The sequence below is a fragment of the Saccharothrix syringae genome (assembly GCF_009498035.1).
Classification (GTDB): domain Bacteria; phylum Actinomycetota; class Actinomycetes; order Mycobacteriales; family Pseudonocardiaceae; genus Actinosynnema; species Actinosynnema syringae.
Genome location: NZ_CP034550.1, coordinates 1,573,832 through 1,588,309 on the forward strand (window position 1 = coordinate 1,573,832; position 14,478 = coordinate 1,588,309).

19 protein-coding genes and 2 tRNA genes are annotated in these 14,478 nt (G+C 73.1%); 14 read left to right on the plus strand and 7 right to left on the minus strand.

The genetic code is table 11. From position 1 onward, the window contains the following. Positions 1-91: 91 nt before the first annotated feature. Positions 92-343 carry a hypothetical protein gene (locus tag EKG83_RS07445; RefSeq protein WP_033427535.1) on the minus strand — a complete coding sequence of 84 codons (252 nt, stop codon included), beginning with the start codon at positions 341-343 and terminating at the stop codon, positions 92-94. Positions 344-477: 134 nt separating this feature from the next. Between EKG83_RS07445 and EKG83_RS07450 the strand changes: the two genes are divergently transcribed. The 3 genes from EKG83_RS07450 (at position 478) to EKG83_RS07460 (ending at position 1,700) form a co-directional block, all read left to right on the plus strand. Continuing rightward, positions 478-549, plus strand: a tRNA-Asn gene (locus EKG83_RS07450). 118 nt (positions 550-667) lie between these two features. Further along, positions 668-1,540 (plus strand): oxygenase MpaB family protein, encoded by an 873-nt coding sequence (locus EKG83_RS07455; protein WP_051764360.1) that lies wholly within the window; start codon positions 668-670, stop codon positions 1,538-1,540. 85 nt (positions 1,541-1,625) lie between these two features. Continuing rightward, positions 1,626-1,700: transfer RNA gene (locus tag EKG83_RS07460), tRNA-Ile, on the plus strand. Between the two features lie 120 nt (positions 1,701-1,820). Here EKG83_RS07460 and EKG83_RS47535 read toward each other — a convergent pair. After that, on the minus strand, positions 1,821-2,213 hold the full coding sequence (locus EKG83_RS47535; RefSeq protein ID WP_228122532.1) for a PASTA domain-containing protein: 393 nt from the start codon (positions 2,211-2,213) through the stop codon (positions 1,821-1,823). Between the two features lie 79 nt (positions 2,214-2,292). Further along, positions 2,293-2,808 (minus strand): hypothetical protein, encoded by a 516-nt coding sequence (locus EKG83_RS07470; RefSeq protein ID WP_033427533.1) that lies wholly within the window; start codon positions 2,806-2,808, stop codon positions 2,293-2,295. 122 nt (positions 2,809-2,930) lie between these two features. Between EKG83_RS07470 and EKG83_RS07475 the strand changes: the two genes are divergently transcribed. Then, the gene (locus tag EKG83_RS07475) at positions 2,931-3,620 is read left to right on the plus strand and encodes a TetR/AcrR family transcriptional regulator (RefSeq protein ID WP_051764359.1); all 690 of its coding nucleotides are present in this window, start codon (positions 2,931-2,933) and stop codon (positions 3,618-3,620) included. Here the strand turns inward: EKG83_RS07475 and EKG83_RS07480 are convergent. After that, on the minus strand, positions 3,597-4,619 hold the full coding sequence (locus EKG83_RS07480) for an LCP family protein (protein WP_228122533.1): 1,023 nt from the start codon (positions 4,617-4,619) through the stop codon (positions 3,597-3,599). The genes EKG83_RS07475 and EKG83_RS07480 overlap by 24 nt on opposite strands. Positions 4,620-4,668: 49 nt before the next feature. On the opposite strand from EKG83_RS07480, the gene EKG83_RS07485 reads away from it, so the two are divergent. Genes EKG83_RS07485 through EKG83_RS07500 form a run of 5 tightly spaced genes read left to right on the plus strand, consistent with a single transcriptional unit; the run spans position 4,669 to position 7,581 of the window. Then, entirely contained in the window at positions 4,669-5,052 is a 384-nt protein-coding gene (locus EKG83_RS07485; protein WP_051764354.1) for a DUF6542 domain-containing protein, read from the plus strand. Further along, entirely contained in the window at positions 5,004-5,138 is a 135-nt protein-coding gene (locus EKG83_RS48915) for a hypothetical protein (RefSeq protein WP_265590319.1), read from the plus strand. The genes EKG83_RS07485 and EKG83_RS48915 overlap by 49 nt, the downstream gene beginning before the upstream one ends. Then, on the plus strand, positions 5,135-6,994 hold the full coding sequence (locus EKG83_RS07490; RefSeq protein WP_033427531.1) for a glycosyltransferase: 1,860 nt from the start codon (positions 5,135-5,137) through the stop codon (positions 6,992-6,994). The genes EKG83_RS48915 and EKG83_RS07490 overlap by 4 nt, the downstream gene beginning before the upstream one ends. A gap of 22 nt (positions 6,995-7,016) precedes the next feature. Then, a complete protein-coding gene (locus tag EKG83_RS07495; protein ID WP_033427530.1) occupies positions 7,017-7,247 on the plus strand; it encodes a ribbon-helix-helix domain-containing protein in 231 nt (76 codons plus the stop codon). Continuing rightward, a complete protein-coding gene (locus tag EKG83_RS07500) occupies positions 7,234-7,581 on the plus strand; it encodes a type II toxin-antitoxin system PemK/MazF family toxin (RefSeq protein ID WP_033427529.1) in 348 nt (115 codons plus the stop codon). Before EKG83_RS07495 ends, EKG83_RS07500 begins: the two co-directional genes overlap by 14 nt. 122 nt (positions 7,582-7,703) lie before the next feature. On the opposite strand, the gene EKG83_RS07505 is transcribed toward EKG83_RS07500, so the two are convergent. Both EKG83_RS07505 and EKG83_RS07510 read right to left on the minus strand, forming a co-directional pair. Next, positions 7,704-7,898: a ferredoxin gene (locus tag EKG83_RS07505; protein ID WP_033427528.1), complete on the minus strand. Its 195-nt coding sequence runs from the start codon at positions 7,896-7,898 to the stop codon at positions 7,704-7,706. Then, positions 7,895-9,094: a cytochrome P450 gene (locus EKG83_RS07510; RefSeq protein WP_033427527.1), complete on the minus strand. Its 1,200-nt coding sequence runs from the start codon at positions 9,092-9,094 to the stop codon at positions 7,895-7,897. Before EKG83_RS07510 ends, EKG83_RS07505 begins: the two co-directional genes overlap by 4 nt. A gap of 185 nt (positions 9,095-9,279) precedes the next feature. Between EKG83_RS07510 and EKG83_RS07515 the strand changes: the two genes are divergently transcribed. Genes EKG83_RS07515 through EKG83_RS07525 form a run of 3 tightly spaced genes read left to right on the plus strand, consistent with a single transcriptional unit; the run spans position 9,280 to position 11,253 of the window. Then, positions 9,280-10,149, plus strand: a complete 870-nt coding sequence (locus EKG83_RS07515) for an ABC transporter ATP-binding protein (RefSeq protein WP_084715949.1) — start codon at positions 9,280-9,282, stop codon at positions 10,147-10,149. Next, positions 10,146-10,997 (plus strand): ABC transporter permease, encoded by an 852-nt coding sequence (locus EKG83_RS07520; protein WP_033427526.1) that lies wholly within the window; start codon positions 10,146-10,148, stop codon positions 10,995-10,997. The genes EKG83_RS07515 and EKG83_RS07520 overlap by 4 nt, the downstream gene beginning before the upstream one ends. A gap of 16 nt (positions 10,998-11,013) precedes the next feature. Continuing rightward, positions 11,014-11,253, plus strand: coding sequence for a helix-turn-helix transcriptional regulator (locus EKG83_RS07525; RefSeq protein WP_033427525.1), 240 nt, complete (start codon positions 11,014-11,016; stop codon positions 11,251-11,253). 121 nt (positions 11,254-11,374) lie between these two features. Here EKG83_RS07525 and EKG83_RS07530 read toward each other — a convergent pair whose 3' ends face one another. Further along, the gene (locus EKG83_RS07530; RefSeq protein WP_033427524.1) at positions 11,375-11,965 is read right to left on the minus strand and encodes a TetR/AcrR family transcriptional regulator; all 591 of its coding nucleotides are present in this window, start codon (positions 11,963-11,965) and stop codon (positions 11,375-11,377) included. 61 nt (positions 11,966-12,026) lie between these two features. Between EKG83_RS07530 and EKG83_RS07535 the strand changes: the two genes are divergently transcribed. Together EKG83_RS07535 and EKG83_RS07540 are read left to right on the plus strand one after the other, a co-directional pair. After that, the gene (locus EKG83_RS07535; RefSeq protein ID WP_033427523.1) at positions 12,027-13,127 is read left to right on the plus strand and encodes an FAD-dependent monooxygenase; all 1,101 of its coding nucleotides are present in this window, start codon (positions 12,027-12,029) and stop codon (positions 13,125-13,127) included. Between the two features lie 198 nt (positions 13,128-13,325). After that, positions 13,326-14,477: a nitric oxide synthase oxygenase gene (locus EKG83_RS07540; RefSeq protein WP_033427522.1), complete on the plus strand. Its 1,152-nt coding sequence runs from the start codon at positions 13,326-13,328 to the stop codon at positions 14,475-14,477. The last annotated feature ends 1 nt before the right edge of the window (position 14,478 follow it).

A 14,478-nucleotide genomic window follows, 5' to 3' on the forward strand; every position in this document is an offset into this window, starting at 1 on the left:
GCGCCGAGGCCGCCTCCCGGAGTTCGCCGGGGGCGGCCTCGGCGCAGGCGCTCGCGCTCGTCGGCCGGTTCGGCCGGCCGGCCGTCGCCGATCAGTTGGCGCGCGGGATGACCGGGTCGCGCCGGTAGCCGTTGGCCTCGGCGCTGGTCTTGGCCGCAGTCGTCGTCCGACGCCCGAAACCGGTCTTCTCGCTCACCTTGGCCCGCACCACCCCGGCCGCGCCCTGCACCGCGGGGTGGTCGGCCAGGGCGCGGTAGGCGCGCACGATCTGGTCGTACCGATGACGGCCGGCGCGCGCTCCCAGCACGTAGCCGACGGCCGCACCGAACAAGATGCCCTTCATCAGGTCCTCTCCTCCCGTTGTGCCTGGTCACGCCCCTTCATACCCCGTTAAGAGGGGGGTGTGCACGAGCACTGTCCCGGATGCGCTAGAGTTATGTCCCGTCAGGCCGAGAGGCCCGGCGCACAACCGAACAATCCCCCATAGCTCAACGGCAGAGCATTCGACTGTTAATCGAAGGGTTACTGGTTCGAATCCAGTTGGGGGAGCGCGATGGCAGCCCCAGGTCCGCGGACCTGGGGTCTTGTCGTTTCATGGGGCCGGGGTACCCGGCAGTCACCCATTTGTCACCACGATCGAGTGGTTTCTTGGGGCAGGCTGACCCTCATGTCCCAGGACCTCGCCACCCGTCGGCGCCAGGACCGCTTCGCCAACCTGCGCCGCATCACCGCGCTGGACCCCGAACGCGACCACCAGGAGATCCTGCGCATCTCGTCGGGCTACGAGTTCCCCTGGGACTACGTGCGGGCGCTGGAGTTCGCCCTGTTCAGGACGTACTGCGTCCCGTCGGTCTCGGCGCTGCTGGCCAGGACCGGCGAGTTCGAGCGCAGACCGCAGAAGCGCTACGACGACACCGCGCTGCTCATGGTCGAGCTGGTGGACCACGGCTACGACTCCCCGCGCGGCAAGGAGGCCCTGCGCGTGGTCAACCGCCTGCACGGCAGGTACGAGATCTCGAACGACGACATGCGCTACGTGCTCTCCACGTTCGTGTACGACCCGATCGAGTGGATCACCGCCTACGGCTGGCGCCCCCTGACCGACCACGAGCGCGTGGCCGCGTTCCACTTCTACCGGGCCGTGGGGGCGCGGATGGGCATCAAGGACGTCCCGGACACCTACGAGGCTTTCCGGGCCTTCAAGAAGGCGTACGAGGCCGAGCACTTCGCCTACAGCGACACCAACCGCAGGATCGGCCGGTACACCCTCGACCTGTTCTGCTCCTGGTACCCGCTGCCGAAGTCCCTGACATCCCGCGCCGTCCTCTCCCTCCTGGACGCCCCGATGCTGGAGGCGTTCGGCTTCCCGCACCAACCGCGCCTCCTGACCGCCGCGGCCAGGACCGCCCTGCGCCTGCGGGCCGGAGTGGTCCGCCGGATGCCACCCCGCCGCACCGCGCGCCTGACCAACGACCCGCGCAACCGCACGTACCCGAACTACCCGACCGGCTACCGGCCGTCCGACCTGGGGGCGCGGTAGGCGCCAGTGCACAGCTTGGTCACGCCCTGCCGGGTTGGCGAGACGCACCGAACCCTGATCTGTACCCTCCAGAACCGCACGTCAGGGGGCGGTAGCTCAGCCGGTCAGAGCAGCGGACTCATAATCCGTCAGGTCGTGGGTTCGAACCCCACCCGCCCTACTGTTTCGGCAGGTCGGGTGTGGTGACGCGAAAACTGGCCATGATCGTTGCCACACCGACCCCTCGCTTTTCGCGCCGGAACCCCTCAACCGCCGTCAACGCATCGGGCGCGGGGCGGGACTACTCGCCGATCTTCTTCGCGCTCAGCGTGATGGTCGTGTCGCAGTCGACGACCTCGCCCGCGGCCACGCTCTGGGCGGTGGTGGTCCAGTTGCGGTCCACCACCAGCAGGCGGCCGCGGCCGGTGGCGTCCTCCTCGCGGAGCATGTAGAGCCCGGCGGCCTGCATGGTGTCCTGCGCGGTCTGGTGGACCAGGCCGACGACGTTCGGCACGGTGCACGTTTCGGGGGCCGGGGGCGGCGGGGCTTCCGCGGTGGTCGGGACCGGCGCGGGTGCCGGGATGTCCTCGCGGGTGGTGATCGGCGCGGTGGTGCCGCCGGTCTGGCCGGTGGTGGGCGAGCAGGCGGTGAGCAGGGCGGCGGTGCCGAGCAGCACGGCTAAGCGGGTCTTCACGGGGTTCCTCCTGGCGGGCGTTCTCGTCGCGCACGTCGTTTGCCGGTCACCGGGCGCTGCCACCAACCTGGCACAGGCGTCACCCGAGGGAGACGGCGATCAGGGCGATGGCGGAGCCCCCGAAGACCACGGTGTTGCGGACGTGGGTCTGGGCGCGGACCCAGTGGGGGAAGGCGTTCTCGGCGGCACGCAGGAAGGGCGCGACCTGGACGCGCGCGAGTTCACCGCCCTTGCGGCGGAAGGCGGCCTCCACGGACCTGACCGCGGTGAGGTTGCTGTAGACGATCACCACGTTCATCAGCACCACCAGCGAGGAGAAGACCCAGGTCAGCGGCCGTCCGAGGTCGGCGCCGGCGAGGTTGAGGGCGGCGGTGGCGGTCATCACCGCGGCGACGGCCACCGGGGCCGCGGTCTCGTGGCCGCCGGCGTCGAACCGGAGCTTGTTCTCCTCCAGGACCTCGGGGCGGACCTGCTGGCGGCGGAGTTCGGCGGTCGCGGCGGCCTTGGCGGCGGGGCCGAACCGGTGGCGGACCACCGGGATGCTGACGAAGGCGACGGCGACGAGCAGCTGCATGGCGGCGGCGAGGGTGTTCACGGAGGGTCTCCCTTGGCTTGAACTTAGTTCAACTGGCTGACGGGAGAGACGTTAGACCGCGACTTGAACTATGTGCAAGTGCGTTCTTGAACTTTGTGCAAGCCGGTGCGTACCGTGCGGCCATGCCACGCGACACCCTCACCCGGGACCAGATCGTCCGCGCCGCCGTCGAGCTGCTGGACGCGGAAGGGCTCGACGGCCTGAACATGCGCGCCCTGGGCAAGCGGCTCGACTCCGCCGCCACGGCCGTGTACTGGCACGTCAAGAACAAGGACGACCTGATCCTGCTCGCCACCGACCTGGTGTGGGGCGAACTCCGGCTGCCCGACCCGGACGCGGCCGACTGGCGCACCGCGACCACCGCCATGGCCACCGACCTGCACGGCATGTTCACCCGCCACCCCTGGCTGGTGCAGGTCTTCGCCACCCACCTGGTCTACGGCCACGGCAAGGCCCGCCACGACGACCACGGCCTCGCCGTCCACGAGGCCGCCGGCTTCACCGCGGACGAGGCCGACCAGGCCGCCGCGGCCGTCTTCACCTACGTCCTGGGCAACGCGACCGGCGCCGCCGCGACCGCCTCGCTCACCCGCCGGTTCGACGAGGACCAGGAGCGGTTCCACGATGCCCTGGACAAGGCCCGGGAGGTCGCCGCGCACTACCCGCGCCTGCGCGCCCGCCTGGGGACCCCGGCGGCGACCGGTTACGCCGCTTCCCCCGACGAGTCCTTCGAACTCGGCCTCCAAGCCCTCCTCGACGGGCTGGAACGACGGCTCGACCGCAGGGCCTCAGTCCACGCACGGCACGGGTGAGGGCGCGGCGGGTGGTCCGGACGAGCCCCGCGGGTCCAGGACCGCCGCCGCGGCCTCGCGCAGGGCCTGTTCGCCGTCCAGTGGCAGGGTGTGGAAGGTCGCGCCCGACACGTCCCGCAGCGCCGCCAGGGCGTCCCACCCCTCCGACACCACCACGTGGTGCTCGGCCACCTCAACCAGCGCCGCGAGGGAAGCCGGGCCCTCCTGCCCCACCCGCCGGGCCAACGCGCCCAGGAACGCCTGCTGCCGCCGCACCCGGTCGAGGTCACCGCGCGGCAGCCCGTGGCGCTGGCGGACGAAGGCCAGGGTCTGCGCCGGCGTCAGGTGCTGGACGCCGGCCGGGAAGTCGGCGCCCGAGTAGGACGGGTCCCGCGTCGCCCGGTTCAGGCACACGTCGATCCCGCCCAGGGCCGTGGTCAGGTGGTGGAACCCCACCATGCTCACCTCGACCAGGTGGTCCACCGGCACGCCCAGCAGCGCCTGGACCGTCAGCACCTGGGCCCGCCGACCGGCTTCCCGCCCCAGCCACTCGGCCTCCGCCGCCGGCACGGTGGCGGGCAGCGTCCGCTCCAGGGCCTCCTTGGCACGCCCGTACGCCTCCTTCACCTTGCCCCGCCGCGGTCCGCCGCCGGGGATGCCCAGCAGCGCCACCTCGTTGTCCCGCGGGATGGACAGGGCCACCGCCGGGCCCGCGCCCAGGTGCAGCAGCACCAGGGTGTTGGCGTTGTAGCCACCCCGGTCGACGTCGCCGGCGTGCAGGGCGTCCAGCACCTCCTGGGGCGGTGTGGTGCCGTCGGCGTTGCGGCGCGTGGTCAGGCCCATCACCAGCACGTTCGTCCCCGACGTCGAGCGCGGGGCGTCCGGTGGGATCGCCTGCGAGCGGCGGACGCCGGTGTCGACCTCCTGGTACGCGGACCACGCCACGCCCGCCGCCACCAGCACCGCCGCGGACATGACCACCCATGTGGCCCGAAGCACCGCGTAGAACTTTGAACGCACGATCTTTCCCCCCGGTCGTTCTCTAAAGTAGTCACAGGGGGGATGTGTCGTGGGCGACCGCATGGCTCACCTGCCGAGCCTGGCGGCGGTCGCGGTGGCGGCCGTGTTCACCCAGGCCGCGGTGTGGCTCGACGGCGAGCGACCCGGGTTGTTGTTCGGCGTCTTCACGGTGTTCGGTTCGGTGCTCGCCGCCGCGATGGTGCGGCCGGTGGGGTTGTGGGTCGTGGTGCCCGCGCCGCCGCTGCTGCACGCCGCTCTCGTCGTGGCCGCGACGGCGGCCGCTCCGGGGGCGTCGGCGGTCCTGGTCGTGCGCGCGTTCCCGCACGTCGCGGTGGCGGTGGGCGCGGGGCTGGTGGTCGCGGCGGTGCGCGTGGGGGGAAAGTGGTGGAGGAGCAGGTCTTCGTCGACCGGACGGGCAGGCGCGGCGGGGTGATGCGCGCCGCCGGGCTGGCGGTCGCGGTGTCGCTGCTGTGCCTGGCGGTGGTCATCGTGGCGACCGTCGCCCGGCAGGTGCCGTGAGGGTGCACTGGGTGTCGCTGGCGTTGGGGCTGTGCCTGCTGATGGGCGCGCTCGCCTTCCACGCCTACGCGACGGGACGGGTCGGGCAGGGCGCGCGGCCGGCGGCGCCGGCGGAGGCCGTGGCACCGGGCGTCACCGCGCTCGTCTTCCACGGCGGGCCGCACCCGCGTTACACGCCCCGCCTGCTCGACGAGCTGGCCCGGCACGGCCTGCGGGCCACCTTCTTCCTGGTCGGCGCGCACGTCAACGAGCATCCGGAGCTGGCGCGGCGGATCGTGCGCGAGGGGCACGAGGTCGGGGTGTCGTCGTTCCGCGAGGGCGGGCGCGACGGGCTCGGCACGGCCTTCGCCCGCACCGCCCTCGCCGCGGCCACCGGCGTCGGCGGCGCGCCGGCCGAACCCGAGCCGGACACCCCCGACCTGCACCGGTACGACGCCGACCACGTCGTCGCCGACGTGCTCGCCGGCCCGCGCGGCGTGGTCCGGCTGCACGTCTCCAGCGTCACGCCCGCCGTGGTCGACGGGCTGGTCGCGGCCCTGGCCGGGCACCGCTTCACCACGCTCGCCGGCGCCACCGGCCGGCCGCCCGCCGCCACCGACGCGGGCCTGGCCGAACGGGTCACCGGGCACGCCCTGAGCTGGGCGCAGCACCACGGCGACGTGCTCGCCGCGGTCCTGGGCGCGGTCGCCGCGGCGGTGGCGGCCCTCGCGGCGCTGCGCACCGCCCTGCAGCTGGGGCTCGCGCACACCTCGCGCCGCCTGCGCCGCGAACTCCCGGTGCGGCCCCACGCACCGCCGGTCTCGGTGGTCGTGCCCGCCTACAACGAGGTCGCCAACATCGCCGGCGCGGTGCGCTCGATCGCCGCCTCGGACCACCCGGCCGAGGTCGAGGTGGTCGTGGTCGACGACGGCTCGACCGACGGCACGGCGGACGCGGTGCGCGCGCTCGGCCTGCCCAACGTGCGCGTGGTCGGCCAGCCCAACCGCGGCAAGTTCGCCGCCCTCAACGCGGGCATCGCGCTCGCCCGGCACGACGCGCTGGTGCTGGTCGACGGCGACACGGTGTTCGAGCCCGGCACGGTGTCCGCGGTCGTGCGGCCGCTGGGCGAGCCGGGCGTGGGCGCGGTGTCGGGCAACGTGAAGGTCGCCAACCGCGGCGGCCTGCTGGGCGCCTGGCAGCACCTGGAGTACACCGCCGGCTCCAACCTCGACCGGCAGGTCCTCAACGCGCTGGAGTGCATCCCGACGATCCCCGGCGCGATCGGGGCGTTCCGGCGCGAGGCGCTGGAGGAGGTCGGCGGCATCAGCCCCGACACCCTCGCCGAGGACACCGACGCCACCATGGCGATCACGCGCGCCGGGTGGCGGGTGGTGTACGAGCCGGCCGCGCGGGCGTGGACCGAGGTGCCCACCGGGGTCGGGGGCCTCTACAAGCAGCGGTACCGGTGGTCCTACGGCACGTTCCAGTCGATGTGGAAGCACCGCCCGGCGCTGCGCGAGCCGAACCGGATGGGCCGCTTCGGGCTGCTCTACCTGCTGCTCTACCACGTCCTGCTGCCCGCGTCGGCGCCCGCGCTCGACCTGTACGTGCTGTACGGGGCGTTCGTGGCCGACGCGCCGTGGGCGCTGGTGGTCTGGGCCGCGTTCCTGGTCGTGCAGACGGCGGGCGCCGGGTACGCGCTGCGCCTGGACGGCGAGTCGCTGAGGGTCCTGTGGCTGTTCCCGCTCCAGCAGTTCGCCTACCGGCAGCTCACCTACGTGGTGGTGATCAAGTCGCTGTTCACGGCGCTGCACGGGGTCCCGCTGCCGTGGCTGACGGCGCGGCGCAGCGGGCTCGCCCGGGTGGTCGGCGGGTAGTACCGCCGGTAGCATCGGCGGTATGAAAATCAGTGTGAGCCTGCCCGAGGAAGACGTAGAGTTCGTTGATCGCTACCTGCGGCAACATCGCAGCGCCTCCAGGTCCTCGGTGATCCACCAGGCGATCGCGCTGCTCCGCGAGGCCGGACTGGAGAACGCCTACGCCACCGCGTGGGAGGAGTGGGAAGCCGAGGGGGAAGCCGACATGTGGGACGTGACCGCGTCAGACGGTGTCGTCGATGCGGCGAGGTGACATCTACTGGGTGGACCTGGAGCCGGTGCGCGGCACCGAGGCCAACAAGGTCCGCCCGGCCGTGGTCGTGAGCAACGACGCGGCGAACCGGGCCGCCGGGCGGGGCGGCCGGGGCGTGGTGACCGTCGTGCCGATCACCTCGAACACCACGCGGGTGTACCCGTTCCAGGTGCTCCTGCCCGCCAGGGACTGCGGCCTGGACAGGGACTCCAAGGCGCAGGCCGAGCAGGTGCGCACGGTGGCCGCGGTCCGGCTCCGCGCCCGCATCGGCGGTCTGCCGCCCGCCGTGCTCAAGCAGTTGGACGAGGCGCTGAGGATCCACCTCGCGCTCTGAGCGCCCGGGGGCACGGCACTGGTCGAGGGCACCAACGGCCCCGGGGGTTCCGGTCGTTCCGGGTGCCCCGCGGGCGAGTGGCCGGGACCACCCCTGGACGAGGGGCAGCCCCGGCACCGGTCTCACCCCACCACGCGGATGGCGCCCGACGGGCACAGGCTCGCGGCCTCGCGCGCCTTCCCCTCGTGCGCACCGGTCGGCGACGGCTCCAGCAGCAGCACCGTCCCGTCGACCTCGTCCTGGTCGAACACCTCCGGGTCGGTCAGGGCGCACATGCCCGCACCGACGCACCGCTCGCGGTCGACCTCGATCCTCATGAGAACGCCACCGGCAGTTCGTGCACGCCGTAGATGGCCATGTCCGTCCGCATCCTCACCTCCGCCGGGGGTACCGCGAGCCGCAGGTCCGGGAACTCCCGGAACAGGGCCGAGTACCCCACCCTCATCTCGATGCGCGCCAGCTGCTGCCCGAGGCACTGGTGCACACCGTGCCCGAACCCCAGGTGCCCGGTGGCCGACCGCCTGATGTCGAACTCGTCCGGCCGCTCGAAGCGCCCCGGGTCGCGGTTGGCCGCCGCCACCGAGATCGACACCGTATCGCCGGCGCGGACCAGCGCACCACCGACCTCCACGTCCTCCAGCGCCGTCCGGGTGGTGCCGAAGTGGATGATCGTCAGGTACCGCAGCAGCTCCTCGACGGCGTTGTCCACCAACCCCGGGTCGGCGCGCAGCGCCGCGAGCTGGTCCGGTCGGGTCAGCAGCAGGAACGTGCCCAGGCCCAGCATGTTCGCGGTCGTCTCGTGCCCCGCGATGAGCAGCAGCATGCCCATGTTGGTGACCTCGGCCGCGGTCAGCTCGCCGGTGGCGATCAGGCCGCTGAGCATGTCGTCGCCCGGCTCGGCGACCTTGCGCGCCACCAGGTCGCCGACGAACGCCTGCACCCGCTCGAACGCGGCCCTGATCTCCTGGAACGTCCGGTCCAGGCGCAGCGCCTCGCCGGTGTCCCGCTGGAACGCGGCCCGGTCCTCGTAGGGCACCCCCAGCAGCTCGCAGATCACCAGCGACGGCACCGGCAGCGCGAAGTGCGCCACCAGGTCCACCGGCGAGCCGTGCTCGCGCAGGCCGGCCAGGTGGTCGGCCACGATCTGCTCGATCCGGGGGATCAGCTGGTTCATCCGCCGCACGGTGAACTGCCCGGTGAGCAGCTTGCGGTAGCGGGTGTGGTCCGGCGCGTCCATCCCGATGAACATGCCCGGCTCGGCCGGCGGCAGCTCCGGGATGGTGTCGCCGCCCGCCGGGCGGATGACGTGGTGCAGCTCGGTGCGGCTGCTGAACCGCCGGTCCGCGTGCACCTCGCGGGCCAGGTCGTAGCCGGTCACCAGCCACCCGACGTGGCCGTCGGGGAACTGGAGCCTGGTGATCGGCTCGGTCTCGCGGAGCACCCCCAGCTCCCGCGGCGGGTCGAACGGCGAGGACCTCTCGGTCGGCAGCTTGGACAGCAGTGTTTCGGTCATTCCGCACACCTCCCAGTGCGTTAGGACTCCCTTCGCAAGCTACAGAACATTCACGAAGCCGTGAAGTAAATAAGCCGTAAGAGAACGTCTGTAGTACGTCTGATAGTAGGTGTGCTACAAAATGCCCGAGAACTCTGACGAGGGGGAGGTGAGGGTCCTTGGTCATCGAGGTGCGCGACCTGCGGATGCGCTACGGCACGACGGACGTGCTGCACGGGGTCGGGTTCACCGCGGGGCCGGGCGAGGTGGTGGCCCTGCTCGGGCCCAACGGGGCGGGCAAGACCACCACCATCGAGATCCTGGAGGGCTTCCGGCTGCCCTCCGCGGGTCACGTCCGCGTCCTGGGGCAGGAGCCCGGCAAGGGGGACGAGGTGTGGCGCGCCAAGCTGGGCGTGGTGCTCCAGTCGTGGCGCGACCACGGCCGCTGGCGCGTCCGCGAGCTGCTGGACCACCTCGGCCGCTACTACCGGCCCTACAGCACGCCCGAGCGGCCGCGGCCGTTCGACACCGACGAGCTGATCGCGACCGTGGGGCTGACCGGGCACGCGCACGCCAGGATCGGCAAGCTCTCCGGCGGCCAGCGGCGCAGGCTGGACGTGGCCATCGGCATCGTCGGCCGCCCCGAGCTGCTGTTCCTGGACGAGCCGACCGCCGGGTTCGACCCGCACGCCCGGCGCGACTTCCACGACCTGGTGCACCGGCTGTCCGACCTGGAGGGCATGACGATCCTGCTCACCACCCACGACCTGGCCGAGGCGGAGAAGCTGGCCGACCGCATCCTGGTCCTGGCGGGCGGCCGGATCATCGCCGACGGCAGCCCCGACCAGCTCAGCAGGCAGGTCGCGGGCAAGTCCGAGGTGATCTGGACCCACGGCGGGCGGCGGCACGTGCACACCACCGACGACCCGACCGCGTTCGTCCGCGACCTGTTCCGCCGCCACGAGCGGGGCATCTCCGAGCTGGAGGTGCGGCGCAGCAGCCTGGAGGACACCTACATGGCCCTGGTGCAGCGGCACGAGACCGGCCAGCAGCGGGAGGAGGTGGCCGCGCTGTGAACGCCACGCTCCACGGGGTCCGGCTGGGCCTGGAACGGGGGCTGCGCGAGTTCCGGCACAGCCTGCGCAGCTCGGACCAGTTCTTCACGCTGTTCAGCTCGATCGGCTTCCTGACCGTGCTGTGGTTCCAGCGCGACTCGCGGGTGGAGGACACCTCCCTCACCCTCGCCGCGCTCACCCTGCCCAGCATCATCGGCATGTCGGTGGTCTTCGGCGGGCTGGTCGGCCCGGCCGGGCAGCTGGCGGTCAACCGCGAGGACGGCACGCTGCTGCGCGCCAAGGCCGTGCCCAACGGGATGGTCGGCTACCTGGTGGGCCGGGTCACGCAGACGTCGCTGGACACCGCGTTCGCCCAGCTGGCGTTCCTGGTGCCCGGTGCCTTCCTGGTCGACGTGCTCGCCGGGGTGGGCGCGGCGGACCTGCTGGCGCTGGTGGCGGTGCTGCTGCTCGGCATGCTCGCCACGCTGCCCTGGGGCGCGGTGATCGGCTCGATCGCCAAGAGCCCCGGCAGCGCCATGGGCATGACCATGCTGCCCATCATGGGCGTCACGGCCATCTCCGGCATCTTCTACCCGATCACCGCCATGCCCGGGTGGCTGCAGGCCGTGGCCCAGGTGTTCCCGATGTACTGGGCGGGGCACGGCACCAGGTGGGCCCTGCTGCCGGACGCGGCGGCCGCCGCGGAGCTCGGCGGGACCTGGCGGCTGCCGTTGGCGGTGGTGGTGCTGGGCACGTGGGCCGTGGTCGGTTTCCTGGTTGCGCCTACCATCCTGCGGCGGATGGCCCGTCGGGAGTCGGGGTCGGACATGGAGAGCCGTCGCCAGGCGGCGCTGCAGAGGATCTCTTGAGCCGGAGGGGCCTGGGGTGAGCGAGAGCGTCTACAACCGGATCGCGATGCTGCGCGCGGAGCGCGGGGTGTCTCGCCGGCAGCTCTCCGAGGCCCTGGGCATCCACTACCAGACCGTCGGCTACCTGGAGCGGGGCGAGTACAGCCCGAGCCTCTACCTGGCGCTGCGCATCGCGCAGTACTTCGAGGTGCCGGTGGAGGTGGTGTTCTCCACCGAGCCGTTCCCGCGGCTGGGCAGCTCGGAGCGGTCCGCTTAGGGGCGGTGCCCGGCGTGGCACCGTCCCCTTCCGGGTGCCACCCGAAGGCGAACTCGACGGCAGGGCGGGGATCGGTGCTCCGAGCGCCGCCCGGGGCGGGCCTGGAGCGGGTCCGGGGGCTTCAGCGCCCCAGCACCGCCCGCAGCGCCGAGCGCACCGCCCGGGCCAGGTCGGCGCGGTTCTCCGGCGTGCCCGCCTCGGGCGCGGTCAGGGCGCCCGCACCGACCAGGCGGTCGAACAGCAGCCCGTCGAAGAAGGCCACCAGGTCCCGGCTGCCCGACTCCGGGTCCGGCGCCCCCCACGCGGCCAGCAGCGCCGCGGCGTGGGCGCGGATCGGCCGCCCGTGGACCAGGACGCCGCGCAGCTCCGGGTGGTGCGTCGCCTCCAGCAGGCACGCGTAGCGGGCCAGGGTGCGTTCGCGGCCGGCGGTCATCCAGTGGTCGAGCAGGGCCGCCACGTCCTCGGCGCACCGGTCCGGGTCGCCCGGTGCGGCCAGGCCCGCCGCGGCCGCCTCCGCCTCCGCCGCGTCCAGCTCCGCCAGCCGCCGCACCACGGCCTCGACGAGCGCCTTGCGGGTGCGGAAGTAGGCGGAGGTGGAGCCGGTCGCGACCCCGGCCCGCGCGTCCACCGCGCGGTGGGTCAGGCCGCGCATGCCCAGGGTCGCCACCAGGTGGATCGCGGCGTCGGCCAGGGCGGTGGTGCGCTCCGTCACGGGTCCAACCTCCTTCTACGGCTGTAGAGTATCGGTTCTACAGGTGTAGAAGGGGTGGGACGTGAAGGCGGTCGTGGTCGGTGGCGGGCTCGGCGGGATCACCGCGGCGGTGGCGTTGCGCGCGGTCGGGTGGGAGGTGGTCGTGCTGGAGCGCGCGCCGGAGTTCGGGGAGGTCGGCGCCGGGATCGGGGTGATGCCGAACGCGCTGCGCGCCCTGCGCGAGCTGGGCCTGGCCGACGAGGTGCGGCGGATCGGCACGCCGCGCGTGCCCGGCCTGCTCCGCGACCCGCGGGGGCGGGTGCTGGTGCGCGTGGCGCAGGGGTCGGAGCACGTGGTGGCCGTGCACCGGGCCGACCTGCACCGGGTGCTGCGGTCCGCGCTGCCGGAGCGGTGCCTGGTCACCGGGGTGGAGGTGCGGTCGGTCGACGAGCTGGACGCGGACCTGGTCGTGGCGGCCGACGGCATCCGCAGCGGCATCCGGCGGGAGGTGTTCCCGGAGCACCCCGGACCCGTCTACGCGGGCGCGACGGCGTGGCGCTCGGTCACCGGGGCGCGGTTCCCGCGCGACGTGGAGATCGGCCAGACGCTGGGGCCAGGCACGGAGTTCGGCGTGCTGCCGCTGGGCGACGGCCGGGTGTGCTGGTACGCGGCGGTGGTGGCGCCCCCCGGCGGGCGCGCCGACGACGAGCTGGCCGAGGTGCGGCGGCTGGTCGGGACGTGGCACGACCCGGTGCCGGCGCTGCTCGACGCCACGCCGCCGGGGACCGTGCTGCGGCACGACGTCCACGAGCTGCGCGCGCCGCTGCCCGCCTACGTCCACGGACGGGTGGCACTGCTGGGTGACGCCGCGCACGCCATGACGCCGTACCTGGGGCAGGGCGCGTGCACCGCGATCGAGGACGCGGTGGTGCTGGCCGCGCTGTGCGCGCGGCACGACGTGGCGACCGCGCTGGCCGGGTACGACCGGTTGCGCAGGCCGCGCACGCAGGCCGTGGCGCGGGCGTCGCGGGTGCTCGGCGCGGTGGGGCACCGGCTGCGCAACCCCCTGGCGGTCGGGGTGCGCAACGTGGTCGTGCGCGCGGTGCCCGGGTGGGCGGTGGCGCGCGGGGCGGACCGGTTCACCGGCTGGGCACCGCCCTCCTTGTCACCTGATAGGGGGTAAAGACTGAGTGATGTAAATCACAAATAACCCCCAGAATTCGGTGCGATAACGATCGAATATCACTCGTTCTTGCAGGATGGGTCACCCTTTCGCGCGATCAAGCACGCAGCGTGTGGGTCAGGACGCGGGGCGTGCCGACGTCCGGGTGCGCAGGAGGACGGTGCACGTTCCGTGCCAGTGCAACTACGGTGTCGCGCCATGGCCCCCGTCCCCTCGTGCCCGACTGAAGCCATCCCCCTGCGCCGCCCCTTCGTCGACCTCGCCGAGGCCGACGAGTTCATCCGCCTGCACCACGCCGAGCACCCCGAGCTGGGCCCGGTCGGACAACGCCTCGCCGAGGTGCGCGCCGAGGTCGCCGCGACCGGCACGTACCGCCACACGGCCGAGGAGCTGGTGTTCGGCGCGCGCGTCGCGTGGCGGAACAGCGCGCGCTGCATCGGTCGCCTGTACTGGCGCAGCCTCAAGGTCCGCGACCTGCGGGACCTGCGCGACCCCAAGGAGGTCGCCGACGAGTGCGTCGAGCACCTCAAGCTCGCCGGCAACGGCGGCCGGATCCGGCCCGTGATCAGCGTGTTCGCCCCCGACGAGCCCGACCGGCCCGGCCCGCGCATCCGCAACGAGCAGCTGATCCGGTACGCCGGGTACCCCGGCTCGGACGGCGGCGTGCTGGGCGACCGGCGCAACGTGGAGATCACCGCGAGGGCCCTGGAGCTGGGGTGGCGCCCGCCCGCGCCGCGCGGGCCGTTCGACGTGCTGCCGCTGGTGGTGGAGCGCGAGGACGCCGAGCCGTGCCTGGTCGAGCTGCCCCGCGACGCCGTGCTGGAGGTGCCGATCAGCCACCCCGAGCTGCCGTGGCTGGGCGAGCTGGGGCTGCGCTGGCACGCCGTGCCCGCCATCAGCGGCATGCGCCTGCGCATCGGTGGGATCGACTACCCGGCCGCGCCGTTCAACGGCTGGTACATGGGCACCGAGATCGGCGCGCGGAACTTCGCCGACGCCGACCGGTACGACCTGCTGCCCTACCTGGGCAGGCGGATGGGGCTGGACACCTCCAGCGTGCGGTCGCTGTGGAAGGACCGGGTCCTGGTCGAGCTGAACCGGGCCGTGCTGCACTCGTTCGCGCAGGCGGGGGTCACCATCACCGACCACCACACCGAGTCGGACCGGTTCCTGACGCACCTGGGCAAGGAGGAGGCGGCCGGCCGCTCGTGCCCCGCCGACTGGACGTGGATCGTGCCGCCGATGTCCGGCGGCATCACCAGCGTCTTCCACCGCTACTACGACAAGCGCGAGCTGGTGCCCAACTTCTTCCCCGGCGACACCGAGGGGGTCTGCCCCGTCATCCACTGAG